Here is a 24,543-nt window from a genome sequence, read left to right on the forward strand (position 1 = left end):
GCCAAGGACGGTGAAAATTTCAAAAACCCGGTTTCCGGTAGACCGCAAGGCTGCTCCGCTTAAGTGAACAGCATTACGGCCATTGGTCGGGCTTTTCGCATCTATTTTTTATCGAGGTCAGGGCAGCTCGATGCCTTCGTTCATCAGCATGTCCACCAGGCGTATTAAAGGAAGGCCTATCAGACTGGTCGCATCCGGGCCTTCGGTGCTGCGGAACAGGCTGACGCCCAGTCCCTCGGCCTTAAAGCTGCCTGCGCAATCGTATGGCTGCTCGGCGTGGAGGTAGCGGCTGATGCGGGCGTCGTCCAGCTGGCGCATGTGCACGGTGAAAGGCACGCAATCAACCTGGCACTCACCCGTACGGCTGTTGAAGAGCGCAAGGCCGGTGAGGAAGCTGACGCTGTTGCCGCTGCTCGCCTTCAGCTGTGCCAGCGCGCGGTCGAACGTGTGCGGTTTGCCGAGGATCTGCTCGCCAAGCACGGCCACCTGGTCTGAACCGATAATCAGGTGGTCGGGGAATTGCTCAGCGAGTGCCATGGCTTTCTCGCGTGCCAGGCGAATCACGAGGTCGATTGCCGGCTCGTCTGGCCGACGGTTTTCATCGATGTCGGGCGACGCGCAGACGAATGGCAGCCGCAGGCGATTCAGCAATTCGCGGCGGTAGGGCGAGCTGGAAGCAAGGAGTAGAGGCAGCATGGGTGGCTCCGTAACATGAAAGTCGAGTGTAATCAGCGGCTCAGGTTGCGAACAGGCCTGAATTTCCTTTGACAGTCGCAAGGGTCGTCCCTAAAATGCTGCGCCTATGTTGAATGACCCGATTCCACCTCACGTTGACCCGCGCAAATTAGCTGATCGTGGCACTACTCTTCAGGGAGAGATGCTGCTGGCTGATTTGGAGAGACTCTGCGACCCGCTTGCTGACAATCTCGGTACGGTGCAGGCGAAATTCGTTTTTGAGCGTGACGAGCAGCGCGCTGTGGTTATCCACAGTGCAATTGACGTCGAAGTCAAAATGGTTTGCCAGCGTTGTCTTGAGCTGGTCACCTTTCCTATCCACAGCGAATGCAGTTATGCGGTGGTGAAGGAGGGTGCAAACACCCAGTCGTTGCCGAAAGGCTATGACGTGCTGGAACTCGGCGAAGATCCCATGGATCTGCTGGCTTTGATCGAGGATGAGCTTCTGCTCGCCTTGCCCATTGTTCCAACTCATGATCCGAAAGAATGCCAGCCGCCGGCGGACCTCAACGAGTCCGAGCCGAGCGAGGACGAGGTAACGCGGTCCAACCCGTTCAGTGTATTGGCGCAGTTAAAGCGTGACCCAAACGTTTAGGAGTTAATCAATTATGGCTGTTCAGCAGAACAAAAAATCCCGCTCTGCCCGTGACATGCGTCGTTCCCACGACGCTCTCGAGGCTAGCACTCTGTCTGTAGAAAAAACCACCGGTGAAGTTCACCTGCGTCACCACGTATCGCCAGAAGGCGTATACCGTGGCCGTAAAGTGATCGACAAGGGCGCTGACGAGTAATTTCTTGTCTGCTCCGGTCATCGCGATCGACGCAATGGGCGGGGACTTCGGTCCCCGCAGCATTGTTCAGGCCTGCGTCGCCTGCCTGCTTGCTACCCCCTCGCTACACCTGACCCTTGTTGGTCAATCCTCCCTTCTCGAAGACCTCATCGCACGCCACTCCGGTGTCGATCGCTCGCGCCTGCACGTTGTGCACGCCGGTGAAGTCATCACCATGGACGAGCGTCCGTCCCAGGCCTTGCGTGGCAAACCTGATTCGTCGATGCGTGTCGCGTTGGGGCTTCTCGCCGAGGGCAAGGCCCACGCTTGTGTCAGTGCAGGCAATACCGGTGCCTTGATGGCGCTGTCCCGATTCGTGCTGAAAACCTTGCCGGGCATCGACCGCCCGGCCATGGTGGCAGCGATGCCGACCCGGGGCGGTTATTGCCAATTGCTGGATCTGGGTGCGAACGTTGATTGCACCGCCGAGCATCTCTATCAGTTTGCCGTGATGGGTTCGGTGGCGGCCGAGGCGCTGGGCGTGGTGCGACCCAGAGTCGCACTGCTGAACGTCGGCACCGAAGACATCAAGGGCAATCAGCAGGTCAAGCTGGCTGCCGGTCTGTTGCAGACTGCGCCGGGGCTGAACTACATCGGTTTTGTCGAAGGCGATGGCCTGTATCGGGGTGAAGCGGATGTCGTGGTCTGTGACGGCTTCGTGGGCAATGTGCTGCTGAAATCCAGCGAAGGCCTGGCGCTGATGATTGGCGAGCGCATCGAGGGGCTGTTTCGTCGCAACGTGCTGTCGCGGCTGGTGGGGTTGATGGCAAGGCCTGTGCTCGGCCAGCTCAAGGCCGACCTGGCCCCGGCGCGTCACAACGGTGCCAGTTTTCTCGGGCTGCAGGGCATTGTGGTGAAGAGCCACGGTTCGGCCGATGCCCAGGGTTTCCAGAGCGCAATACAGCGGGCACTGATCGAGATTCAGGAAAACCTGCCCCAGCGCTTGCGCGGTCGTCTTGAGGATCTGCTTTAGGGCTTCAGTGCGAGTCTTGGGCTAGAATGTGACGCCTGTGACCGTGTGGTCATCCAACTGTCCACCGCAACACATTGAATTACCTCGCGTTCGGCCCGCCGGACGCTCATTTTGACGAGAATAATCAGGGGCTTGTTAATGTCTGCTTCCGTCGCATTTGTCTTTCCGGGCCAGGGCTCGCAGTCCCTCGGCATGCTGGCCGAGCTGGGCGCGCAGCATCCGCTGGTGCTGGAGACGTTCAAAGAAGCTTCCGCTGCTCTGGGCTACGACCTCTGGGCGCTGACCCAGCAGGGCCCGGAAGAGAGCCTCAACCAGACCGATAAAACCCAGCCTGCCATCCTCACCGCATCGATTGCCTTGTGGCGTCTGTGGCTGGCGGAAGGCGGCGTGCGCCCTGCGTATGTCGCCGGGCACAGTCTGGGTGAGTACAGCGCACTGGTCGCAGCCGGTAGCCTGACCCTTGCCGATGCGGTGAAGCTGGTCGAGCGCCGGGGTCAGTTGATGCAGGAAGCCGTGCCTGCGGGGCAGGGCGGCATGGCGGCCATTCTCGGCCTGGACGATGCGGTGGTCATTGCTGCCTGTGCCGAAGCGGCTCAGGGCGACGTGGTCAGCGCGGTGAATTTCAATTCGCCCGGACAAGTCGTGATTGCCGGCGCCAAGGCCGCCGTGGAGCGCGCCATCGAAATCTGCAAGGCCAAGGGTGCCAAGCGTGCCTTGCCGTTGCCGGTGAGCGTGCCTTCGCACTGCGAACTGATGCGCCCGGCGGCGGAACGCTTCGCCGAGTCGATCGCTGCCATTGACTGGCAGGTGCCTCAGATCCCGCTGGTGCAGAACGTCACCGCGAGTGTCGTGTCCGACCTCGGTACGCTGAAAGCCGATCTGCTGCAGCAGCTCTATAAGCCAGTGCGCTGGGTCGAATCGATCCAGACCCTGGCCGCCCAGAGCGCCCTGCAACTGGTCGAGTGCGGCCCGGGCAAGGTTCTCGCCGGATTGAACAAGCGTTGCGCCGATGGCGTGGCCACCCACAACCTCAATACCCCAGACGCCTTCGCCGCCGCTCGTGCGGCGCTGGCCTGATTAGGAGACGCCTGCATGAGTCAGGGTAAAGTTGCACTTGTCACCGGCGCGAGCCGTGGCATTGGCCGGGCGATCGCCCTTGAACTGGGTCGTAACGGCGCCATCGTCGTGGGCACGGCGACTTCCGAGTCCGGTGCCGAGAAAATCACCGCTTATTTCAAGGAAAGCGGCATCGAAGGCTTCGGTCTGGCGCTGGACGTGGGCAGCGACGAATCCGTTGCCGCCGCGCTCGCCCAGATCACCGAACGCGTTGGCGCGCCGTTGATCCTGGTCAATAACGCCGGTATCACCCGTGACAACCTGATGATGCGCATGAAGGATGACGAGTGGCACGACGTCATCAACACCAACCTGAGCAGTCTGTTCCGCCTGTCCAAGGGCGTCCTGCGCGGGATGACCAAGGCGCGTTGGGGCCGGATCATCAGCATCGGCTCGGTGGTGGGTGCCATGGGCAACGCAGGTCAAGTAAACTACGCAGCCGCCAAGGCGGGTCTGGAAGGCTTCAGCCGTGCCCTGGCACGTGAAGTAGGGTCGCGTGCAGTGACGGTCAACTCGGTGACGCCGGGTTTCATCGACACCGACATGACCCGCGAGCTGCCAGAAGCGCAACGTGATTCCCTGACGGCCCAGATTCCTCTGGGCCGACTGGGGCAGGCAGAAGAGATCGCGCATGTTGTCGCTTTTCTTGCCTCGGAAGGTGCAGGCTACGTGACCGGGGCTACAATCCCCGTTAACGGCGGCATGTACATGTGACCGGTCGTATCGAAAAAATGTCATACGGGCTGTCTAAAATCCGTTATAAAGCTGAAATCTTTTAAGGGGCAGAAGGCTGTCGGGCGTAGCGGGAATTGCGTTTAGCTTGAAATGCGCAAAACCTCTTCTATACACTTACCCATCGGCCAGCTGCCTGAATTTGTCCACTAGGAGTTAAAACACGGTATGAGCACCATCGAAGAGCGCGTCAAGAAAATCGTTGCCGAACAACTTGGCGTCAAGGAAGAGGAAGTCACCAACAGTGCTTCCTTCGTTGAAGACCTGGGTGCCGACTCCCTTGATACCGTTGAGCTGGTAATGGCTCTGGAAGAGGAATTCGAGACCGAAATCCCTGACGAAGAAGCCGAGAAGATCACCACTGTTCAAGCGGCTATCGATTACGTTACTGCCCACCAGGCGTAAGATTTTGTAATCGTAGTTTGCTGTCCTGGAGAAACCGCACTGCCCCTGGCGTGCGGTTTTTTCTTTGAATAGGGCAGCGTTTCATCAATAGAAGAAAGGAGAGTCCTGTGTCGCGTAGACGCGTCGTGGTCACCGGTATGGGTATGCTGACGCCTTTGGGCACGGATGTGCCGAGCACCTGGCAAGGCATTCTGGCTGGCCAGAGTGGCATTGGGCCTATCGAACACACGGACCTGTCCCAATACACCACCCGCTTTGGCGGTTCGGTCAAGGGATTCAATGTCGAGGAATACCTGTCGGCCAAAGAGGCCCGCAGACTCGATCTGTTCATTCAGTACGGGCTGGCTGCCAGCTTTCAGGCCGTGCGCAACTCCGGTATCAAGATCGACGACACCAATCGCGAGCGCGTCGGCGTGGCGATGGGATCAGGCATCGGGGGTCTCACCAACATCGAGAACACCAGCCGGCTGATGCATGAGCAGGGGCCGGGCAAGATCTCCCCGTTCTTCGTACCGGGGTCGATCATCAACATGATTTCCGGGTTCCTGTCGATCCACCTCGGCGCACAGGGCCCCAACTACGCCATCGCCACCGCCTGCACCACGAGCACGCACTGCATCGGCATGGCCGCGCGCAACATCGCGTACGACGAAGCCGATGTGATGATCGCCGGCGGCGCTGAAATGGCGGCCTGCGGCCTGGGCATGGGCGGCTTCGGCGCCTCGCGCGCGCTGTCTACCCGCAACGATGAGCCTGCGCGCGCCAGCCGTCCCTGGGACAAGGGCCGCGACGGCTTCGTGCTGTCCAACGGTGCTGGCGCCATGGTCCTCGAAGAGCTCGAGCACGCCAAAGCGCGTGGCGCGACCATCTACGCCGAGCTGATCGGCTTTGGCATGAGCGGCGATGCGTTTCACATGACCTCGCCGCCGGATGACGGCGCCGGTGCCGCGCGCTGCATCACCAACGCGCTGCGCGATGCCAAGATTCGTCCCGAGGACGTGCAATACATCAACGCCCATGGCACCTCCACGCCTGCGGGCGATCTGGCCGAAGTCAGCGCCATCAAGAAGGTATTCGGCGAGCATGCCTACAAACTGGCTGTCAGTTCGACCAAGTCGATGACAGGCCACCTGTTGGGCGCCGCCGGGGCCATCGAAGCGATTTTCAGTGTGCTGGCGATCAAGGATCAGGTCGCGCCGCCGACGATCAACCTCGACGAGCCTGATGAAGGCTGCGACCTGGACTTCGTTCCCCACGAACCGCGGAAAATGCCGATCGACGTGGTGATTTCCAATTCCTTCGGCTTCGGTGGCACCAACGGCTCGCTGGTCTTCCGCCGGTACGCCGAATGACCGTGAGCTGGATCGATGGCCTTTCAGCTGACTCCCTGGCCGTCAAGGACCGGGGGTTGGCGTACGGCGATGGTCTCTTCGAGACTGTCCTTGTAAAGGCCGGACAGCCATTGCTCTTCCAGCGTCATTTGCAGCGTCTGGCACTGGGTGCTCAGCGCCTGGCGTTGAACCTCGATCTGGCATTGGTCGAGGAGGAGTGCTGCCGCTTCGCCGCTCAGTTGGGTGAAGGCGTGATGAAACTCATCGTCACCCGTGGCGACGGCGTACGTGGCTATGCGCCCGCTGTGGACGCACAGCCGAGACGCATCCTCCAGGCAAGTGCGCTGCCGGTGTATCCCGAGGCCCATGCAGAGCAGGGCGTCAAACTGTTCGCCTGTCAGACTCGTCTCGCCGAACAGCCGCTGCTGGCCGGGCTCAAGCACCTCAATCGCCTTGAGCAAGTGCTGGCCCGTGGGGAATGGCAAGGTGCCGAGTACGCCGAAGGGCTGATGCGGGACGTGTCGGGGCGGATCGTCGAGGCGGTCTACAGCAATCTGTTTATGGTCAAGGGCGGGGTGTTGCTGACGCCGGACCTGCGCCGCTGTGGCGTGGCTGGTGTGATGCGGGCCGAGATTCTGGCGCTGGCGGAGCGCGAGAACATGCCGGCCCGCGAGCTGGAGCTGCAGATGTCCGACCTGCAAAAGGCCGATGAGGTGTTTGTCTGCAACAGCGTGTACGGCATCTGGCCGGTGCGCGGCGTCGAGCATCTGAACTGGCCGGTTGGGCCGCTGACCCGTAAACTCCAACACCTTGTTCGCGGGCTTCTGGATATCTGATTCGTGATCCGAAAATTACTCGTCTTGCTGGAAACAGGTGTGGTTCTGGCAGGGCTATTGCTGGGACTGGCTTATTGGGAGCAGAGCAGCGCGCTGCGGCAGCCCCTCAATCTGACCCAGGAAAAACTGCTGGATGTGCCGTCGGGTTCTTCGCCCACCGGCGTGCTGAATCGGCTGCAGGCCGACGGCGTCATCAAGGATGCATTCTGGCTGCGGCTGTACTGGCGCTTCAATCTGCAAGGGCAGTCGCTGCACAGTGGCGAATACCGTATGGCGCCAGGCATGAACGCCGAGTCACTGCTCGATCTCTGGCAAAAAGGCGAAGTGGTTCAGTACAGCGTCACCCTGGTGGAGGGCTGGACTTTCCGTCAGGTGCGCGCGGCGCTGGCTAAACAGGTCAAGCTGGAGCAAACGGCGAGCGATCTCAGCGACCCGGAGCTTATGGCGAAGCTGGGGCATCCGGACGTCTTTCCCGAAGGCCGGTTTTTCCCGGACACCTATCGCTACGTGCGCGGCATGACCGACGTCGAGTTGCTGAAACAAGCCTACAGCCGCCTGGATGAAGTGCTTCAGGAGGAATGGGAGAAGCGTGCTGCCGATGTGCCGTACTCCGATCCTTACCAGGCACTGATCATGGCGTCGCTGGTGGAAAAGGAAACCGGTGTTCCCCAGGAACGCGGCCAGATTGCCGGTGTGTTCGTGCGTCGCTTGCAGCAGGGCATGTTGCTGCAGACCGATCCGACCGTCATTTATGGCCTCGGCGACCGGTACAACGGCAAGATCACCCGGGCGTTGCTGAAAGAGCCTACGCCGTATAACACCTATGTCATCTCCGGCTTGCCGCCAACGCCGATCTCGATGGTCGGGCGTGAGGCGATCCATGCGGCGATGCACCCGGTGGCCGGCAACAGCCTGTACTTCGTGGCGAGAGGGGACGGCAGTCACGTATTCTCCGCCGATCTGGATGCGCACAACGCGGCGGTGAAGGCGTTCCAGCTCAAGCGTCGCGCGGACTACCGCTCCAGCCCGGCGCCTGTCGCTGCACCGGCGCTGCCCGTGGACGCCGTCGATAAGCCCGCGTCCGAGCAGCAGCCCACAGATCCGAAACCTGCTGATGTGCAGCCAACAGAATCCAAAGCGGCAGAACCCAGGGACGCAGAGCCGGGCGCGAGCGAGCAACCGCCGAAGCCGCAGACGGACGCTGAGGCTCCGTCGACCCCGGCCAGTGACCCCGGCCAATGACAACCGCGAGCACGCTCGCCATGAATCTCACCAAGGACTGCCCGTGACCGGTTTGTTTATTACCCTGGAAGGCCCCGAAGGCGCGGGCAAAAGCACCAACCGCGAGTACCTGGCCGAGCGCCTGCGCAGTGAAGGCATTGATGTGGTCCTGACCCGCGAGCCCGGCGGTACGCCATTGGCCGAGCGCATTCGCGAGCTGCTGTTGACGCCCGGCGACGAGCAGATGTTTGTGGATACCGAGCTGCTGCTGATGTTCGCCGCCCGTGCGCAACACCTCGCTGGCCTGATTCGCCCGGCGCTGGCGCGGGGTGCCGTGGTCCTTTGCGACCGATTCACCGATGCCACGTACGCGTATCAGGGAGGCGGCCGAGGCCTGCCCATCGAGCGCATCGCCGTGCTGGAAGATTTTGTCCAGGGCGCGCTGCGTCCGGATCTGACCCTGGTGTTCGATCTGCCCATCGAGATAGGCCTGGCCCGCGCATCCGCCCGTGGTCAGCTGGACCGTTTCGAGCAGGAGGGCCGAGCGTTCTTCGATGCCGTGCGCAGCACCTACCTGTCGCGCGCCGCCGCGGCCCCCGAGCGTTATCGCCTGGTGGACGCGGCGCTGCCGCTGACCGAAGTCCAGTCGTCCCTTGATGGGCTGGTTCCCGAACTGATTGCTCTGCTGGCGGCTCGCCGGCATGGCTGAGGCTTATCCCTGGCAGCACGGCCTGTGGCAGCAACTGGCAGGCCGCAAGCAACATGCTCACGCCTACCTGCTCCACGGCCCGGCCGGCATCGGCAAGCGGGCGCTGGCCGAGCGTTTGATGTACCTGCTGTTGTGCCAGCACCCGACAGGCCTTGAGGCGTGCGGCCAATGCAAATCCTGCTCGCTGCTGGCAGCCGGCAGTCACCCCGATCATTACGTGCTGGAGCCTGAAGAGGCCGACAAGGCGATCAAGGTCGATCAGGTGCGCGACCTGGTCAGCTTCGTGGTGCAGACCGCGCAGATGGGCGGGCGCAAGGTGGTGCTGATCGAGCCGGTCGAGGCGATGAACATCAACGCCGCCAACGCTCTGCTGAAAAGTCTGGAAGAGCCTTCGGGCAACACCATTCTGTTGCTGGTCAGCCATCAGCCGAGCCGGCTGCTGCCCACGGTCAAGAGCCGTTGCGTGCAACAGGCGTGTCCGCTGCCCAGCGACGCCATGAGCATCGCCTGGCTGGCCGATGCACTGCCAGATTGCGACGAGCAGGAGCGTGTCGATCTGCTGACCCTCGCAGCAGGTTCGCCGTTGGTCGCGGTCAAGCTGCACGGCCAGGGCGTTCATGAGCAACGGGCGCTGGTGGTGGAAGGCGTTAAAAAGCTGCTCAAGGGCCAGCAGTCGCCGACCCAGCTGGCCGAAGGCTGGAAAGACATACCGCTGTTGTTGCTGTTTGACTGGTTCTGCGACTGGTCGAGCCTGATCCTGCGCTATCAACTGACCCAGGACGAAGAGGGCCTGGGCCTGACCGACATGCGCAAGGTTGTGCAGTATCTGGCGCAGAAATCGTCCCAGCGCAATGTGCTGGCGATTCAGGACTGGGTGCTGCTGCAGCGCCAGAAGGTGATGTCAAAAGCGAACCTGAACCGGGTTCTGTTGCTCGAAGCGTTATTGGTGCAGTGGGCAGGCCTGACCGGACAAGGTTAGACTGGCCCTCTGCATGGCATCATGCATTGCCTGAGGAAACGAGATGAGCGTGCCACCGAGTCCAGGTCCGCGTAACGGCATCCTGTCCCTGACCATCAAGGACAAGTCCGTCCTGTACGCCGCATACATGCCATTCATCAAGAACGGCGGCCTGTTCATTCCCACCAGCAAAAGCTACAAGCTGGGCGATGAAGTGTTCATGTTGCTCAACCTGATGGACGAGCCTGAAAAGATTCCGGTCGCGGGCAAGGTCACCTGGATCACGCCGAAGGGCGCTCAGGGCAACCGCGCCGCAGGCGTTGGGGTGCAGTTCAACGACGGCGACAACACCGCGCGCAACATGATTGAAAACTACCTGGCCGGAGCCCTGAAATCCGACCGTCCTACCCATACGATGTAAGTTGCCCCTGCCGCCATGCTTGTAGATTCCCATTGCCACCTCGACCGCCTCGACCTCAGTGCCCATGACGGCTCCCTCGACAACGCGCTGCATGCGGCGAGAGAGCGGGGCGTCGGGCACTTTCTGTGCATCGGCGTCAGCGCCGAGAATGCCGGTGCCGTGAAAGCGCTGGCTGACCGCTACGACGACGTTGATTGCTCGGTCGGCATCCATCCACTGGACCTCAAGCCCGGCGAAGCGCCTGCGCTGGAGTGGCTGCTCGGCGAGCTGAATCATCCGCGCGTCGTGGCCATCGGCGAAACCGGTCTGGATTATCACTACGAACCCGAGGCTGCCGAGTTGCAACAGGCCTCGTTCCGGCTTCATTTGCAGGCCGCCAACGTGACCGGCAAGCCGGTGATCGTCCACACCCGCGGCGCGCGGGCCGACACGCTGGCGCTGCTGCGTGAGGCCGCGTTGCCTCAAGCCGGCGTGTTGCATTGCTTCACCGAAGACTGGGACATGGCCAAAGCCGCGCTGGATCTGGGGTTCTATATCTCGCTGTCCGGTATCGTCACCTTCCGCAACGCCGACGCGCTCCGGGACGTCGCCAGCAAGGTGCCCGCCGACCGGCTGCTGGTCGAGACCGACTCGCCGTACCTGGCGCCGATCCCGTATCGGGGCAAGCCCAACCTGCCGCAATACGTGCGTGAAGTGGCCGAGTTCCTGGCGATGCTACGTGGCGAGACGTACGAGCGTTTTGCCGAACAGACCAGCGAAAACTTCAAGCGGCTGTTCCCGCTGGCGCGCGTTAAAAGCTGATCCCCCGTGTACAGCGCCGCTTGCCAGGCCCCGAGCGCTGCGCAAATCGCGGGCAAAAAAAACCCGGGTTCTGGGGGGTGAATCCGGGTTAAGACCATTAGGAGTAAAACAAAGACACGCTATCCATTGGTGTCCTTGCCAACGCTGGCACTTGGGGGAGATGCTGCGTTGGCGAATATAAGTATTGGCTATAATCCGCAGGCGTCCAGCCGACCGCTGTACGATTTTTAAACAGTTTTGGAATACCTGACGCGCTGCTGATACCGCAATCCCACTGATGTCCCGAATTTCTGACCACTCAGGCCATCCCGCCAAAAAAGAGACTGGTGGGGCACTTTGCGTTTCGCTTTAGCGTACTGGCGGCTAAATCCGTCAGAAAACGGATACAGGTCGGATGATCCGTGCATTCTGCTGCGGGATAGGCATAATGTGCCGCTTCCGATTCCCGAATCCACAGTCCCCTCCTATGCAGAAAGAACCTCGTAAAGTCCGTGAGTTTCGCCGCCGTGAGCAGGAGATCCTCGACACCGCGCTCAAGCTTTTCCTCGAACAGGGCGAAGACAGCGTCACCGTCGAGATGATCGCGGACGCCGTGGGTATCGGCAAAGGCACCATCTACAAGCATTTCAAATCCAAGGCCGAGATTTATCTGCGCCTTATGCTCGACTACGAGCGGGATTTGAACGAGCTGCTGCATTCGGCGGATGTCGACAAGGACAAAGAAGCGCTGTCCCGCGCCTACTTTGAATTCCGTATGCGCGACCCCCAGCGCTATCGCCTGTTCGACCGCCTGGAAGAGAAAGTCGTAAAAGGCAATCAGGTGCCGGAGCTGGTCGAGGAGCTGCACAAGATCCGCGCTTCGAACTTCGAACACCTGACCTTGCTGATCAAGGGACGGATTTCCGAAGGCAAGCTCGAAGACGTCCCTCCGTACTTCCATTACTGCGCCGCCTGGGCGCTGGTGCACGGCGCGGTGGCGCTGTACCACTCGCCGTTCTGGAGCAATGTCCTTGAAGATCAGGAAGGTTTCTTCCAGTTCCTGATGGACATCGGTGTGCGCATGGGCAACAAACGCAAGCGGGATATTGATCATGGGCACGAGACCAAACCCGGCGCTCAACCCGACCCCGCTGCTGAGTAAAGCGAAGCCACGCAAACCCGATTCCGCGAGCTAAGCCTTCTCCAGGTCCGACATGGCGCAAAAGCTGCATTAACCGGCCATTCGCCGGTTTTCCGTCGCCGGACTTTGGAGATAAACATGCGTAGCCTGGTTTTACTGCTGGCTCTACTGGCGTTGAGTGGCTGCATGCACGTCAGCGATCTGGCACAAGGCGCTCACGATGAGCTCAGTGACGCCGGGCTGCTGGATCACAGTTCGACCCGCCGGTTGAACAACTTTCGCGTGCAACCTGACTCGTTCATCTATATCGCCCAAGGCGCCTTTGCTCCCCCGGGCAGCGCCTACCCGCGTCCCAATGTCGTGGCTGAAGAAGCCTTCAACGGTTTTATCGAATACTTCCCGATGGTCCGCCGCGCCCGCGCCCCGGAAGGTCTGGATGACGCGATGACCGAGGCTCGGGCTGCCGGCGCGCATTATCTGCTGTACACCCGTTTTGCCAAGGCTGATGACCGCATCGGCACGTTTGACGAGTGGTCGGATCAGGAAGCAGTGGACCGTCTTGGCATCGACAACGGCGTCATACAGCTGATGCTGATCGAAACCAACACCCGCTACCTTATCGATTCGGCCCGCATTCACCTCCGTGGTGGCCTGCTGACGTTGTACGACACCAAGCCCGAGGATTTGCTAGGACCCCCGATGGAAGCTTACGCTCGGGGTTTGCTGGGCGTCGAAGCCCGCTGAGGAGTGGCGTATGAGTGGGCAGGACAAAGCCAACGATCTGTTGGCACAGATTGCCAGGAGCGGCAAGGGTTTGCCGCCTGTGCACTTGTGGAACCCGGATTTCTGCGGTGACATCGACATGCGCATCGCCCGTGATGGCACCTGGTTCTATCTGGGCACGCCCATTGGTCGCAAGGCGATGGTTCGGCTGTTTTCCACCATCATTCGCCGTGACGGCGACGATTATTTCCTGATTACCCCAGTCGAGAAGGTTGGCATCAAGGTCGACGACGCGCCTTTTGTGGCGGTGCTGCTGGACGTTGAAGGCAGTGGGGAGTCGCAGTTGTTGCGGTTCACCACCAATGTCGAAGACGTGGCAGAGGCGGGGGCTGAACATCCGCTGCGTATCGACCTCGATCCGCAGACCCAGGAGCCAGCTCCCTATATCCGTGTGCGCAACAACCTCGAAGCGCTGATCCACCGTAATGTCTTCTATCAGCTGGTTGACCTGGCAGTGGTGCGGAAAATCGACGGCCAGCGCTGGCTGGGGGTGTGGAGCGGTGGCGAATTTTTCCCCATCGGTCTCGAGCCCTGATCGGTCCCTGTCGAACTGGCTATCCGCTTGCGCCCAATTGCCTGACTACCACAGGGCAGTTAAAGTGCCGCCCCCCGATTTTTCCTGAGGTTTTTCCATGAGTCAGTCCTTTGATATCGCCGTGATCGGCGCCACCGGTACTGTCGGCGAAACCATCGTCCAGATTCTCGAAGAGCGCGACTTCCCGGTTGGCGATTTGCACCTGCTCGCCAGCGCCGAATCGGCCGGCAGTTCAGTGCCGTACCGTGGCAAGAACGTCCGCGTGCGTGAAGTTGACGCCTTTGATTTCAGCAAGGCGAAGATCGCGTTCTTTGCAGCAGGCGCCACGGTCACCGGCAGCTATGCCGAGCGCGCCACCGCCGCCGGGTGTGTTGTGATCGACCTGTCCGCCGGATTGTCCGTGGAGCAGGCACCCAATGTAGTGCCCGAGGTCAATGGCCCCCGCCTGGCTGATCTGGCCAAGCCGCAGCAGGTGGCATGCCCGAGTTCCAGCGCAGCCGCCCTCGCGCTGGTGCTGACGCCGTTGCGCGCACTGCTGAACCTCGAGCGGATCACCGTGACGGCGTGCCTGGCGGTGTCGAGCATGGGCCGAGAAGGGGTCACCGAACTGGCTCGGCAGACCGCCGAGCTGCTCAATGTTCGCCCGCTGGAGCCGAAGGTGTTTGACCGGCAGATGGCGTTCAACGTGCTGGCCCAAGTGGGCAAGCCTGACGCCGAGGGTCATGTGCCATTGGAAAAACGTTTGGTCAGCGAGTTGCGCGAGTTGCTCTCGCTGCCTTTAATCAAGGTCGGTGTGAGTTGCATCCAGGTGCCGGTGTTCTTCGGCGACAGCCTGAGCGTGTCGGTGCAGACCCGCGAACCGGTCGACATCAAGGCGGTCAACGCCGCGCTCGAAACGGCCGAGGGCATCGAGCTGGTTGAGGCCGGCGATTACCCGACGCCGGTGGGCGACGCCGTAGGACAGGATGCTGTTTATGTAGGACGTTTACGCGGGGGCGTCGACGACGGTTGTGAGCTGAATTTCTGGGTCACGCTGGACAATGTGCGCAAGGGCGCAGCGTTGAACGCTGTGCAGGTGGCTGAGTTGTTGATAAAAGATGTTGCGTAAAAGATACTTGCCCACAATTCGAAGAATCATTCTAGCTGCGGCGTGTCGATACGCCTTACACCCGAGCAGGCATTATCTTCGCGATTGCCGGGGAAATTTCAAACAAGGGATGGGCTATGGTTCAGGTTCGTAAACTCGTTTTAGCAATCGCTGCGGCTTCGGCGCTGTCATCGGGAATGGCACAAGCGCTCGGCCTCGGCGGTCTGACCGTGAAGTCGACCCTGAATCAGCCGTTGTTGGCCGAAATCGAGCTGACAGAAGTGCAGGACCTCAATGCCTCCCAGGTGGTGCCGAGTCTGGCGACCTCTGCGGAGTTCGCTCAGGCCGGCGTTGGCCGGGTGGCGATTCTGGATGACCTGACCTTTACCCCGGTCGTCAATCCCGGCGGCAAGAGTGTGTTGCGCATTACCTCCACCAAGCCTATCCGCGATCCCTACGTAAAATTCCTCGTTCAAGTGCTCTGGCCCAACGGCCGGGCGCTGCGCGAGTACAGCCTGTTGCTGGACCCGCCAAAATTCTCGCCACAGGCCGCTGCGGCCGCCGCGCAATTGCCGTCGACCGCACCGAGCGTCGCACCTGCCCCGGCACCTGCCGCCGAGACGCCAGCGGCTGCACCTTCGACGCCAACTCCAGCGCCTGCCCCGGAACCCAAGTTCACCCAATACACCACCGCCAATAACGACACGCTCTGGGAAATTGCCGCGCGCGTGAAAAATGGCGGCACTGTGCAACAGACCATGCTGGCGATTCAGGCGTTGAACCCTGATGCGTTTATTGCCGGCAACATCAACCGCCTGAAAAAAGGCCAGGTGTTGCGTCTGCCGTCGCCGCAGGAGTCAACGGCGCTGGCTCAGCCTCGCGCGGTGGCCGAGGTGGCCGAGCAGAATCGTGCCTGGCGCGAAGGCCGACGCCTGCCGAGCGGCGCGCGTCAGGTCGATGCCACCCGTCGCGACCGTGCGGGCGCGGCGCCGTCACAGATCGACGCCAAGGACAACCTCAGCCTCGTCTCTGCCAACAAGGCTGGAGCGAAAGGCAAAGCCAGCGACAACGCCGACATCAGCAACCAGCTGGCGACTACTCAGGAAAGCCTGGACACCACGCGTCGGGACAATGCCGAGCTGAAGAGCCGCATGACTGATCTGCAAAGCCAGGTCGACAAACTGCAGCGCCTGATTCAGCTGAAGAATGACCAACTGGCGAAAATGCAGGCGTCCGGCGCAGCGGTTCCGCCGCCCATTGATGCCGCCAATCCTGCCAATCCCGCTGTCAGCCCCAACAGCGTGACCAACCCCAACAACGCCGCCAACCCGGCGATGCAGGCCCAAGTGGTGCCGAATGCAGCGGCGCCTGATGTTGCCGGGAAGGCGCCTGACGAAATCGCGCCCGAAGACGCATTGCCGGTTGACGGTGCGGCGGTGACCAGTGCAACGCCTGATCAAGCGCTGATCGTACCGACCGAGCCGGTGGCCGATGAAGATAACCGCAGCGCCCTCGACAAGATTCTGGCCAGTCCGATGCTCATGGGCCTGATCGGTGGCGGCGCGCTGTTGGTCTTGCTGCTGCTTCTGTTGCTGATGGCTCGCCGACGCAATGCGCTGATCGAAGCCGAACGGCATCGCCAGATGGCGCGTGCGTTGGCCGAAGAGTCGGACTTCGCGTCCGACATGGATATGCCTGCCAGCAGCTTTGAAGGCCTGGAGGCGCCGGTGCCCAACGCAAAGACGCCGCCGGCGCCGACCGTCGCCGAGCCGGTCCGCGAGCACCCGGCTGACGCGCTCGTTCAGGCCGAAATCCACATTGCCTACGGCCGGAGCAATCAGGCTGCTGCCGTTCTTGAAGAGGCCATCAAGCATGAGCCGCAGCGCAGCGATCTGCGCCTCAAGCTCATGGAGGTCTATGCCGAGCAGGACAACAAATCCGGGTTTGTCGCGCAGGAGCGGCAACTGGTGGCCACGGGAAAGAACCACGCTGAAGTCGAAGAGCTGAAATCCCGCTATCCGTCCATGGCAGCAGCAGCTGCGGCGGTAGCAGGGGTGGCGGCCACAGCGGCTTTGGCGGCGGAAATGGACGCAAAATACGTCGAGGACCTGCTTCACGACGAACCTGAAGTCCCGGCGCAGCCAGCTTCGGTGGCAGAAACAGTGACCGAAGTGCCGTTGGACGAAGAGTTCGACAACGCCTTTGACCTGAGCCTTGATGATCTGGACAGCGAATCGCCTGCTGCTGCGCCGACCCGCGCTGCGGCACAGGACACCGCTGCCCTCGACGATCTGGACCTGGATGCGCCGTTTGCCGGATCGGCGTCTGATGACCTGGACTTCGACGCGATTCTGCGCGAACAACAGGCGACATCCGGCCCTGCTGAGCCCGCCGACCTGGACGATTTCGACCTCAACCTGGCGGAAGATCAGCCGGCGTTGAAGGCCGAAGACGATTATTTGCTGGGGATGGAGGACGATCTGCGTGATCTGCCCCCGTTCGAACAGCCTGCATCGTTGGGCGCCGACAAGCCGGGGCCGGAAGACGACATTGAGTTGCCTGCCGATTTCGACCTCTCCCTGGCGGACGAGATGGAGACCGAGCAAGCGTCCGAGGCATTTGCGTCTGAGATCGACGACGTCAATGCCGAGTTGGACCGTCTCTCCCAGAGCCTGGAACAGCCGCCGATTGCCAAGCCGTTCGACACCGCGTTGGACAAGCCGGTGGACGCGTCGCCGCGTTTCACTGAAGACGATGCGCTGCTGGCGGATGACGAGCCGGAATTCGATTTCCTGTCCGGTACCGATGAAGCGGCCACCAAGCTGGACCTGGCCCGGGCGTACATCGAGATGGGTGACGCCGACGGCGCTCGCGACATTCTTGATGAGGTGGTGGCCGAAGGTGACGATGGCCAGAAGACGGAGGCGCGGGACATGCTGTCGCGCCTCGTCTGACGGTATACACCGCTGCAAAAAAACGACCGCTTCGGCGGTCGTTTGCGTTTCCGGGTCGGGCCCTTCGGCTTTTCGCGTGCGTGCGGGTTCACCAGCGCTGCCGATGGCGTCTTTTTTTTCGATCCGTATAATGGCCGCCCTTGCGCACATCGACAGGCTTTAAGCTCTTGGCAACTACAGACACCGAGGCAGAAACAGCGGCAGCCGAACTGGCGGCCGAAGGTTTTTCCAGAATCGCCCTGGGCGTGGAATACAAGGGCTCGCGCTACAGCGGCTGGCAGCGCCAGTTGACCGGTGTGCTGACCGTCCAGGAAACGCTGGAAAACGCCCTGTCGAAAGTTGCCGATTCGCCGGTGTCGCTGATGTGCGCAGGGCGCACCGATGCCGGTGTGCACGCGTGCGGTCAGGTGGTGCACTTCGATACTCAGGCCGAGCGCAGCATGAAAGCCTGGACCATGGGCGCCAATATCAAGCTGCCCCATGACATCAGCGTGACTTGGGCCAAGGTCATGCCCGCGCATTTTCACGCGCGCTTCAAGGCCATCGCCCGACGTTATCGCTATGTGATCTACAACGATCAGATCCGTCCGGCGCACCTGGGCCAGGAAATCACCTGGAACCATCGCCCGCTGGATGCCGAACGCATGGCGCTGGCGGCCGAGTATCTGGTCGGCACCCACGATTTCAGCGCGTTCCGTGCCGGTCAATGCCAGGCCAAATCGCCGATCAAGCAGCTTCATCATTTGCGCGTCACCCGCCACGGCAAGATGATCGTCATTGATGTCCGCGCCAATGCCTTTCTGCATCACATGGTGCGCAACATTGCCGGTGTGCTGATGACCATTGGGGCAGGGGAGCGGCCAATCGAGTGGGCGAGGGAGGTGCTGGAAAGTCGGGTCCGACGCACCGGCGGTGTGACGGCTCATCCTTTCGGCCTGTATCTGGTTCAGGTGGAATACCGCGACGAGTTCCCGTTACCGGATCGCTACATCGGCCCGCATTTTCTCACCGGCTTCACGGAACTGGACGGCTGACGCGGGTGACTGCATTTGCTACCATCCGTGACTTTCGCAAGGCTTGAGGTCTCCACTACATGTCAGCCGTTCGCAGCAAGATCTGCGGGATTACCTGCATAGAAGACGCGTTGGCCGCCGTTGACGCGGGAGCCGATGCCATCGGGCTGGTGTTTTACCCCCCAAGTCCGCGCTTCGTGACGGTCGAGCAGGCCCAGGCAATCGTTGCCGCGCTGCCGCCGTTCGTCAGCACTGTCGGCCTGTTCGTGAATGCAGAGCGCGCTGACTTGAAAGCCCTGCTCGACGTCGTTCCCCTCGACCTCATTCAGTTTCACGGCGATGAAACCCCGGAGCAGTGCGAAGGCTATAGCCGCCCGTACATCAAAGCGCTGCGGGTCCAGGCCGGCGACGACATCGCGGCCACTTGCGATGCTTACGCCAACGCTTGCGGCATCCTCCTCGACACCTATGTCGCCGGCATTCCGGGCGGGACGGGGGAAACCTTCGACTGGGCGCTGATTCCAAAACATTTGAGCAAGCCGGTGATCCTCGCCGGCGGGCTGACCTCGGCCAACGTTTCCCAGGCCATTGCGCAGGTGCATCCCTACGCCGTGGACGTGAGTGGCGGGGTGGAGAAATCCAAAGGCCTGAAGGATCACGACAAGATCCGTGCGTTCATGAGTGCAGTACACGGCGCCTAGGGCGTTTGCCCGGCAACATCGGCTGGGATGTGACGGCGGACCAACGGTCGCCGTCCACTAGCCTGCCATCCGCTGATGCGCGTGGCCGAATTGATTGAGCGAAGACGTCTTGCGTCTCGTGATGGAAGTTGAGAGGGGTGTTTGCGAGTGTTGTCTCGGCAGGTCAGGCTTCGCGCCGATCGTTGTACGGCATTTCGCGGCACCTTACATGACATTGGTTTAAGGGCATGCGCATGGCACCTATTGCCATCGCGTTCGAGCCATCGGTACTGGAGAAAGAAAGCATGAGCAACTGGTTGGTAGACAAACTGATCCCTTCGATCATGCGTTCCGAGGTCAAGAAGAGCTCGGTGCCCGAAGGTCTGTGGCACAAGTGCCCGTCCTGCGAAGCGGTGCTGTATCGCCCGGAGCTGGAAAAGACCCTGGACGTCTGCCCGAAGTGCAACCACCACATGCGCATCGGCGCCCGCGCCCGTCTGAATATCTTCCTGGACGCCGAAGGCCGTCAGGAGATCGGCGTTGATCTGGAGCCGGTGGACCGTCTGAAATTCCGCGACGGCAAGAAGTACAAGGATCGCCTCGTCGCGGCACAGAAGCAGACCGGTGAAAAGGACGCGCTGATTTCCATGAGCGGCACCCTGCTGGGCATGCCGGTGGTGTGCAGCGCATTCGAGTTCTCCTTCATGGGCGGCTCGATGGGTGCGGTGGTGGGTGAGCGCTTCGTGCAAGCTGCCAACTACGCGCTGGAAAACCGCTGCCCGATGATCTGCTTCGCCGCATCCGGCGGTGCGCGCATGCAGGAAGCCTTGATCTCGCTGATGCAGATGGCCAAGACCTCGGCCGTTCTGGCGCGTCTTCGTGAAGAGGGCCTGCCGTTTATCTCCGTGCTGACCGACCCGGTCTACGGCGGTGTTTCTGCCAGCCTAGCGATGCTGGGCGACATCATTGTCGCCGAGCCAAAGGCCCTGATCGGCTTCGCCGGCCCTCGCGTCATTGAGCAGACCGTGCGCGAAAAGCTGCCGGAAGGTTTCCAGCGCAGCGAATTCCTGCTCGACCACGGCGCGATCGACATGATCATTCACCGTCAGGAACTGCGTCAGCGTCTCGGTAACGTATTGGCCCAGATGATGGGGCTGCCGACGCCGAAATTCGTGGCGCCGACAGTTGAGCCGATCGTTGTACCGCCTGTTCCGGCGAACCTATGACCGCACGCTCGTTGAGCGACTGGCTCAGCTATCTGGAACACCTGCACCCGTCGGCCATCGATATGGGATTGGAGCGTTCGCAGCAGGTGGCAGCTCAGATGGGCCTGACCCGGCCGGCGCCCAGAGTGATCACGGTCACCGGCACCAACGGCAAAGGCTCGACCTGCGCATTCGTTGCTTCCTTGTTGCAGGCCCAGGGCCTGAAAGTCGGCGTTTACAGCTCGCCGCACCTGCTGCGCTACAACGAGCGTGTGCAGGTGCTGGGCGTCGAAGCCACCGACGCCGCGCTGTGCGCGGCGTTCGAGGTGGTCGAGCGCGGCCGCGGCGACATTTCCCTGACCTATTTCGAAATGGGCACGCTGGCAGCCTTCTGGCTGTTCGAGCAGGCCGGGCTGGATGCGGTCGTGCTGGAAGTCGGTCTCGGCGGGCGGCTTGATACGGTCAATCTGATCGACGCCGACATGGCGCTGGTCACCAGCATTGGCGTTGACCACGCGGAATTCCTCGGCAATACCCGTGAGACCGTGGCCTTCGAGAAGGCCGGGATATTCCGTGAGGGACGGCCTGCACTGTGTGGCGATCTTGATCCGCCGCAGCCGTTGCTCGACAAAGCGCAGGCACTGCATTGTCCGCTGTCGCTGCGCGGTCGCGATTTCAATCTGCAGATCAACGCGACGGGGTGGGACTGGTCGGGCACTGATGCACAGGGCCGCACAATCGAACTGCATTCGCTGCCGTTACTCGACCTCCCCATGCAGAACGCCGCGCTGGCGCTGCAGGCTTACCTGCGGCTGGATTTGCCGTGGGATGGGTCGACCCTTCGCGATGCGCTCGTCAATACGCGCGTCACCGGTCGCCTTGACCGTCGCAGCGTCGACTGGCAGGGGAAATCCCTAAGCCTGCTGCTGGACGTGGGCCACAACCCCCATGCAGCAACGTTTCTCGCCCAGCGCCTGAATCAGCGACCGGTGGCGGGCAAGCGTCTGGCGGTGTTCGGTTTGCTCAGTGACAAGGACCTGCCGGGCGTTCTGGCGGAACTGAGCGAGACGTTCAGCAGTTGGGCCGTCGCACCGCTGCCAACGCCGCGCAGCCGTCCGGCGCAAGAGATCGAACAGGCGTTGCAGAACCTTGGCGCTCGCGTGACGTCTCACCCGAGTATCGCGCTGGCACTTGAAGCTCAGTGCGCCCACGCGACAGCCGACGACGAGATTGTTCTGTTCGGGTCTTTTTACTGCGTAGCCGAGGCCCTGGAATGGCTTGCTGGCGCGTCACGGAGGAAGTGACACATGGCTTTGCTGGATAAAGCGTACAAACAGCGGATGGTTGGGGCATTGGTGCTGATTGCCGTCGCGGTGATTTTTCTGCCGATGCTGTTTTCGCGTCAGGACGAAGCCCGCCGTGTTCAGGTCGATGCGCCTGCCGCGCCGCAAGCGCCGGCCACCTCGCAGATCAAGGTCGAACCCGTCAGCGTGCCTGAACAGCAGCCATTGCCGCAGGAGCCGGTGCCAGGCGATGACGAGCTGACGCAGCCTGCTCAGTCCGCGCGTCCTGCCCAGCCCGTTCAGCAGCGCACCAGTCAACAGCCGCCGTCCATGCCCATTGCCCCTGCGCCTTCCAAGCCTGTGGCTGCTGCGCCGAAACCCGTTCAGACCGCGCCCGCGAAGCCTGCTCCGGCACCGACGCCGGCACCCGCTCAAGCGGCAGCGCCTGTCACACCGGCAGCCGAGACCAGCCGGGTCGATGCCAATGGTTTGTCGGTCACCTGGGCGGTACAGCTGGCGAGCCTTTCCAACCGCGCCAATGCCGACAATCTGCAGAAGACGTTGCGCACTCAGGGCTACAACGCCTACATCCGCACCTCCGATGGCGTGAACCGCGTCTTCGTCGGCCCGGTGATCGAACGCGTCGAAGCTGATCGTCTGCGTGACACGCTGGAAAAACAGCAGAAGATCAAAGGGATCGTTGTGCGTTTCCAGCCGGAGCGTAAGTAAGCGTCCCCGGCCGACGCCTTCCCTTGGTAGGACCGGCTTCAGCCGGGAAGGGGGCGGATCAGTCACTCTCCATCTCGCAGTGTGGCAACTGATGCCTTCCCGGCTAAAGCCGGTCCTATGTATGAACTCGCCCCCACATTCAACCTGCTTTTCGAACACTGCTACCCGGTTGCATCTATGTATAAGGCCTGTTCGAGGAAGCATCATCAGCTTCTGGCCAACATTGGGTGAGCTCGCGGTATGCCGATTACGATAAGGCCTCAAAGGGCCAGTAGGACCGCAGGCATCTGTCCGCGACGGTCTGACCAAGGGTCAATGTTCTTCAGCAGCGGTTGAGGTGACTCAGCACCCCGGTGGCAGAACTCGGTTGATTAATGATTCATCGCCGCCTCCTGGCAATCTGCTGGCTGGCGACGATAGGTTTGATCGTTTTGCAGCAAGACCCAGACGATACGCAGGTTTCGGTTGGCCAACCTGACGGCCGCCCCTTTTTGACCGTGCCGACTTAGCCAGCGTCGCAACCGGCGATCATCCGGATGCTCCGAATCAGGCCGCACCTGTCTTAACACGGCGTGCGCTCCCTGAATCGACAGGCTGCGAATATAGCCATCACCACGTTTGCAAATTTTACCCAGTCGGGTGTTCTGTCCGCTGCTGTTCTGTTCAGGAACCGTGCCGAAGTAGGCGGCGAACATTCGTGCGTTGGCGAAGCGCTCAGGTTCAGTCTGTTTGGCCAGCAAGGCCGTGGCGATGACAGGGCCGATGCCGCGTACCGTCATCAGACGCTTTGCCGTCTCGTCTTGGCGTGCTGCTGCTTCCAGACGCCCCGTCAGCACATCGATGCGTTCACCCAGCTGACTCCATTCGCCCAGCAGTTCGTCGATCAGCTCGCGCAACATATCTGGCAACGGCTGGGTGGCGTCTTCCAGTATCCGTGGGACATTTCGACTTAGGGCTACCGCCCCTTGCGCCATCGCAATGCCCTGTTCCAGCAACAACCCGCGTATCTGATTACCCATCGCGGTAAGCCGCTTTACATACCCTTGTCGAATCCGATGCAAGGCCTGCATGGCCAATTGAGCGGTGCTTTTGACGGGTACTGAAGCAATGTTTACATCTCGTCCCGAGCGCAATATCGCCAGCGCATCGTTGCGGTCATTCTTGGCGCCGCTGCGATGATTGGCGACATGTTGCGCCGGTAAAATTCGCACCGGGTTGCCTTGCGCCTGCAACAGCCGCGCCCATGACTGTGCGCCAGGGCCGGTTTCCATCAGCACCGTTACACCTGGCGGCAGGGTTTTTAAAAATGCCACAAAGGCTTCGCGTGACTTGATGCGGCTTTCGTAAATGACCTCACCAAAGGTGTCCTCTCCGGCTATCTGGAACACGTTTTCGGCAAGATCCACAGCCACTGTCGAACAAGCCGATACATCGGCTGAAGACAAGGCGTTACTTTTGATCGTATGCTTTTTCATGGGCTCGCCCTCGCTGTCGTTGGCTTCTTAAGAATGCCACCGTGGCGCTACTGACGCCTCGGCTTGGGCGAGTCCATCCAATTACGAAATGTATGCGGTGCCGTTGTAGGACCGGCTTCAGCCGGGAAGGGGCCGGGTCAGTCACTCTCGCTTTTGCAGTGTGGCAACTGACGATTTCCCGGCTAAAGCCGGTCCTACGAAATGTCCGCGGTGCCGTTGTAGGACCGGCTTCAGCCGGGAAGGAGCCGGATCAGTCACTCTCGCTTTGTAGTGGTCAACTAATTCCGGACACCTCGATAGGTTGTTTCAAGGCCATCGTCCGTTCGTAAACGGTCGGTGGCAGATACCCCAGTTTTGAGTGCAGCCGCTCGTTGTTGTAATACCCAACGATGTATTGAGTGATGTCGCGTATCGCTTCGCCATGGTTGGCGTAATTGCGCCGCCATACCCGCTCCATTTTCAGGCTCAGGAAGAAGCGTTCCATCACCGCATTGTCCCAGCAGTTGCCCTTACGGCTCATGCTTTGCTGCATGCCGTGCCTGGCCAGCAGCGATCTGTAGATTGCGCTCGCATATTGGCTGCCGCGATCGGAGTGAGCGATCAGGCCAGGC

General features: G+C 61.2%; 25 protein-coding genes and 1 pseudogene. 23 read left to right on the top strand and 3 right to left on the bottom strand.

The window, feature by feature from the left end:
- Window positions 1-117 precede the first annotated feature (117 nt).
- Complete coding sequence (locus IFT99_RS25595) at window positions 118-696, bottom strand: Maf family protein (protein ID WP_065993121.1); 579 nt, start codon at window positions 694-696, stop codon at window positions 118-120.
- Between the two features lie 106 nt (window positions 697-802).
- Here IFT99_RS25595 and IFT99_RS25600 point away from each other — a divergent pair, with 106 nt between their 5' ends.
- The 23 genes and pseudogenes from IFT99_RS25600 to IFT99_RS25710 all read left to right on the top strand — a co-directional run bounded on the left by IFT99_RS25600 (window position 803) and on the right by IFT99_RS25710 (window position 22,457).
- The gene (locus IFT99_RS25600; RefSeq protein WP_065993122.1) at window positions 803-1,330 is read left to right on the top strand and encodes a YceD family protein; all 528 of its coding nucleotides are present in this window, start codon (window positions 803-805) and stop codon (window positions 1,328-1,330) included.
- A gap of 13 nt (window positions 1,331-1,343) precedes the next feature.
- The gene (gene rpmF, locus IFT99_RS25605; protein WP_003179396.1) at window positions 1,344-1,526 is read left to right on the top strand and encodes a 50S ribosomal protein L32; all 183 of its coding nucleotides are present in this window, start codon (window positions 1,344-1,346) and stop codon (window positions 1,524-1,526) included.
- 4 nt (window positions 1,527-1,530) lie between these two features.
- Window positions 1,531-2,538 (top strand): phosphate acyltransferase PlsX, encoded by a 1,008-nt coding sequence (gene plsX, locus IFT99_RS25610; protein ID WP_083233271.1) that lies wholly within the window; start codon window positions 1,531-1,533, stop codon window positions 2,536-2,538.
- 138 nt (window positions 2,539-2,676) lie between these two features.
- A complete protein-coding gene (gene fabD / locus IFT99_RS25615) occupies window positions 2,677-3,615 on the top strand; it encodes an ACP S-malonyltransferase (RefSeq protein ID WP_192136062.1) in 939 nt (312 codons plus the stop codon).
- Window positions 3,616-3,630: 15 nt separating this feature from the next.
- Window positions 3,631-4,368, top strand: a complete 738-nt coding sequence (fabG, locus tag IFT99_RS25620; RefSeq protein WP_065993130.1) for a 3-oxoacyl-ACP reductase FabG — start codon at window positions 3,631-3,633, stop codon at window positions 4,366-4,368.
- 186 nt (window positions 4,369-4,554) lie between these two features.
- Window positions 4,555-4,791, top strand: coding sequence for an acyl carrier protein (gene acpP / locus IFT99_RS25625; RefSeq protein WP_016973676.1), 237 nt, complete (start codon window positions 4,555-4,557; stop codon window positions 4,789-4,791).
- 107 nt (window positions 4,792-4,898) lie between these two features.
- Window positions 4,899-6,143, top strand: a complete 1,245-nt coding sequence (fabF, locus tag IFT99_RS25630) for a beta-ketoacyl-ACP synthase II (protein WP_065993132.1) — start codon at window positions 4,899-4,901, stop codon at window positions 6,141-6,143.
- Window positions 6,140-6,958, top strand: coding sequence for an aminodeoxychorismate lyase (gene pabC / locus IFT99_RS25635; protein ID WP_192136064.1), 819 nt, complete (start codon window positions 6,140-6,142; stop codon window positions 6,956-6,958). Before fabF ends, pabC begins: the two co-directional genes overlap by 4 nt.
- Before the next feature lie 3 nt (window positions 6,959-6,961).
- Window positions 6,962-8,200 (top strand): endolytic transglycosylase MltG, encoded by a 1,239-nt coding sequence (gene mltG, locus IFT99_RS25640; protein WP_192136066.1) that lies wholly within the window; start codon window positions 6,962-6,964, stop codon window positions 8,198-8,200.
- A gap of 43 nt (window positions 8,201-8,243) precedes the next feature.
- Window positions 8,244-8,888 (top strand): dTMP kinase, encoded by a 645-nt coding sequence (tmk, locus tag IFT99_RS25645; RefSeq protein WP_192136068.1) that lies wholly within the window; start codon window positions 8,244-8,246, stop codon window positions 8,886-8,888.
- A complete protein-coding gene (locus IFT99_RS25650) occupies window positions 8,881-9,867 on the top strand; it encodes a DNA polymerase III subunit delta' (RefSeq protein ID WP_065986392.1) in 987 nt (328 codons plus the stop codon). The genes tmk and IFT99_RS25650 overlap by 8 nt, the downstream gene beginning before the upstream one ends.
- 43 nt (window positions 9,868-9,910) lie before the next feature.
- A complete protein-coding gene (locus IFT99_RS25655) occupies window positions 9,911-10,267 on the top strand; it encodes a PilZ domain-containing protein (protein ID WP_065986393.1) in 357 nt (118 codons plus the stop codon).
- A 15-nt stretch (window positions 10,268-10,282) separates the two neighbouring features.
- Window positions 10,283-11,068 (top strand): TatD family hydrolase, encoded by a 786-nt coding sequence (locus IFT99_RS25660; protein WP_192136070.1) that lies wholly within the window; start codon window positions 10,283-10,285, stop codon window positions 11,066-11,068.
- Window positions 11,069-11,534: 466 nt separating this feature from the next.
- Window positions 11,535-12,209: a TetR/AcrR family transcriptional regulator gene (locus IFT99_RS25665; protein ID WP_065986395.1), complete on the top strand. Its 675-nt coding sequence runs from the start codon at window positions 11,535-11,537 to the stop codon at window positions 12,207-12,209.
- 117 nt (window positions 12,210-12,326) lie between these two features.
- Window positions 12,327-12,932, top strand: coding sequence for a DUF4823 domain-containing protein (locus tag IFT99_RS25670; protein WP_065986396.1), 606 nt, complete (start codon window positions 12,327-12,329; stop codon window positions 12,930-12,932).
- A gap of 10 nt (window positions 12,933-12,942) precedes the next feature.
- On the top strand, window positions 12,943-13,506 hold the full coding sequence (locus IFT99_RS25675) for a DUF1285 domain-containing protein (RefSeq protein WP_192136077.1): 564 nt from the start codon (window positions 12,943-12,945) through the stop codon (window positions 13,504-13,506).
- A gap of 97 nt (window positions 13,507-13,603) precedes the next feature.
- A complete protein-coding gene (locus IFT99_RS25680; protein WP_192136079.1) occupies window positions 13,604-14,614 on the top strand; it encodes an aspartate-semialdehyde dehydrogenase in 1,011 nt (336 codons plus the stop codon).
- A 116-nt stretch (window positions 14,615-14,730) separates the two neighbouring features.
- Window positions 14,731-17,547 (top strand): FimV family protein, encoded by a 2,817-nt coding sequence (locus IFT99_RS25685; RefSeq protein ID WP_192136081.1) that lies wholly within the window; start codon window positions 14,731-14,733, stop codon window positions 17,545-17,547.
- A 209-nt stretch (window positions 17,548-17,756) separates the two neighbouring features.
- Window positions 17,757-18,581 carry a tRNA pseudouridine(38-40) synthase TruA gene (gene truA, locus IFT99_RS25690; protein ID WP_192136093.1) on the top strand — a complete coding sequence of 275 codons (825 nt, stop codon included), beginning with the start codon at window positions 17,757-17,759 and terminating at the stop codon, window positions 18,579-18,581.
- Between the two features lie 59 nt (window positions 18,582-18,640).
- Complete coding sequence (locus tag IFT99_RS25695; RefSeq protein WP_192136084.1) at window positions 18,641-19,261, top strand: phosphoribosylanthranilate isomerase; 621 nt, start codon at window positions 18,641-18,643, stop codon at window positions 19,259-19,261.
- A gap of 284 nt (window positions 19,262-19,545) precedes the next feature.
- Window positions 19,546-20,466, top strand: coding sequence for an acetyl-CoA carboxylase, carboxyltransferase subunit beta (accD, locus tag IFT99_RS25700; protein ID WP_065986414.1), 921 nt, complete (start codon window positions 19,546-19,548; stop codon window positions 20,464-20,466).
- Window positions 20,463-21,769 (top strand): annotated as a pseudogene (folC, locus tag IFT99_RS25705) (bifunctional tetrahydrofolate synthase/dihydrofolate synthase). The gene accD and the pseudogene folC overlap by 4 nt, the downstream one beginning before the upstream one ends.
- A complete protein-coding gene (locus IFT99_RS25710; RefSeq protein WP_192136088.1) occupies window positions 21,753-22,457 on the top strand; it encodes an SPOR domain-containing protein in 705 nt (234 codons plus the stop codon). Before folC ends, IFT99_RS25710 begins: the two are co-directional and overlap by 17 nt.
- Before the next feature lie 371 nt (window positions 22,458-22,828).
- Here IFT99_RS25710 and IFT99_RS25715 read toward each other — a convergent pair whose 3' ends face one another.
- The gene (locus tag IFT99_RS25715) at window positions 22,829-23,932 is read right to left on the bottom strand and encodes an IS110 family transposase (RefSeq protein WP_192136090.1); all 1,104 of its coding nucleotides are present in this window, start codon (window positions 23,930-23,932) and stop codon (window positions 22,829-22,831) included.
- A 274-nt stretch (window positions 23,933-24,206) separates the two neighbouring features.
- On the bottom strand, window positions 24,207-24,543 hold a 337-nt coding region (locus IFT99_RS25720; protein ID WP_192136091.1), incomplete at its 5' end, for an integrase core domain-containing protein.

The sequence above is a fragment of the Pseudomonas sp. CFBP 8772 genome (assembly GCF_014841665.1).
Lineage (GTDB): Bacteria > Pseudomonadota > Gammaproteobacteria > Pseudomonadales > Pseudomonadaceae > Aquipseudomonas > Aquipseudomonas graminis_B.

Coding starts and splice junctions, on each gene's coding strand:
- IFT99_RS25595 (WP_065993121.1), bottom strand. CDS start 696: ATGCTGCCTCTACTCCTTGCTTCCAGCTCGCCCTACCGCCGCGAATTG.
- IFT99_RS25695 (WP_192136084.1), top strand. CDS start 18,641: ATGTCAGCCGTTCGCAGCAAGATCTGCGGGATTACCTGCATAGAAGAC.
- accD (WP_065986414.1), top strand. CDS start 19,546: ATGAGCAACTGGTTGGTAGACAAACTGATCCCTTCGATCATGCGTTCC.
- IFT99_RS25680 (WP_192136079.1), top strand. CDS start 13,604: ATGAGTCAGTCCTTTGATATCGCCGTGATCGGCGCCACCGGTACTGTC.
- IFT99_RS25675 (WP_192136077.1), top strand. CDS start 12,943: ATGAGTGGGCAGGACAAAGCCAACGATCTGTTGGCACAGATTGCCAGG.
- IFT99_RS25715 (WP_192136090.1), bottom strand. CDS start 23,932: ATGAAAAAGCATACGATCAAAAGTAACGCCTTGTCTTCAGCCGATGTA.
- IFT99_RS25650 (WP_065986392.1), top strand. CDS start 8,881: ATGGCTGAGGCTTATCCCTGGCAGCACGGCCTGTGGCAGCAACTGGCA.
- fabD (WP_192136062.1), top strand. CDS start 2,677: ATGTCTGCTTCCGTCGCATTTGTCTTTCCGGGCCAGGGCTCGCAGTCC.
- acpP (WP_016973676.1), top strand. CDS start 4,555: ATGAGCACCATCGAAGAGCGCGTCAAGAAAATCGTTGCCGAACAACTT.
- IFT99_RS25600 (WP_065993122.1), top strand. CDS start 803: ATGTTGAATGACCCGATTCCACCTCACGTTGACCCGCGCAAATTAGCT.
- rpmF (WP_003179396.1), top strand. CDS start 1,344: ATGGCTGTTCAGCAGAACAAAAAATCCCGCTCTGCCCGTGACATGCGT.
- IFT99_RS25670 (WP_065986396.1), top strand. CDS start 12,327: ATGCGTAGCCTGGTTTTACTGCTGGCTCTACTGGCGTTGAGTGGCTGC.
- IFT99_RS25655 (WP_065986393.1), top strand. CDS start 9,911: ATGAGCGTGCCACCGAGTCCAGGTCCGCGTAACGGCATCCTGTCCCTG.
- fabG (WP_065993130.1), top strand. CDS start 3,631: ATGAGTCAGGGTAAAGTTGCACTTGTCACCGGCGCGAGCCGTGGCATT.
- pabC (WP_192136064.1), top strand. CDS start 6,140: ATGACCGTGAGCTGGATCGATGGCCTTTCAGCTGACTCCCTGGCCGTC.
- IFT99_RS25665 (WP_065986395.1), top strand. CDS start 11,535: ATGCAGAAAGAACCTCGTAAAGTCCGTGAGTTTCGCCGCCGTGAGCAG.
- IFT99_RS25660 (WP_192136070.1), top strand. CDS start 10,283: ATGCTTGTAGATTCCCATTGCCACCTCGACCGCCTCGACCTCAGTGCC.
- IFT99_RS25710 (WP_192136088.1), top strand. CDS start 21,753: ATGGCTTTGCTGGATAAAGCGTACAAACAGCGGATGGTTGGGGCATTG.
- IFT99_RS25685 (WP_192136081.1), top strand. CDS start 14,731: ATGGTTCAGGTTCGTAAACTCGTTTTAGCAATCGCTGCGGCTTCGGCG.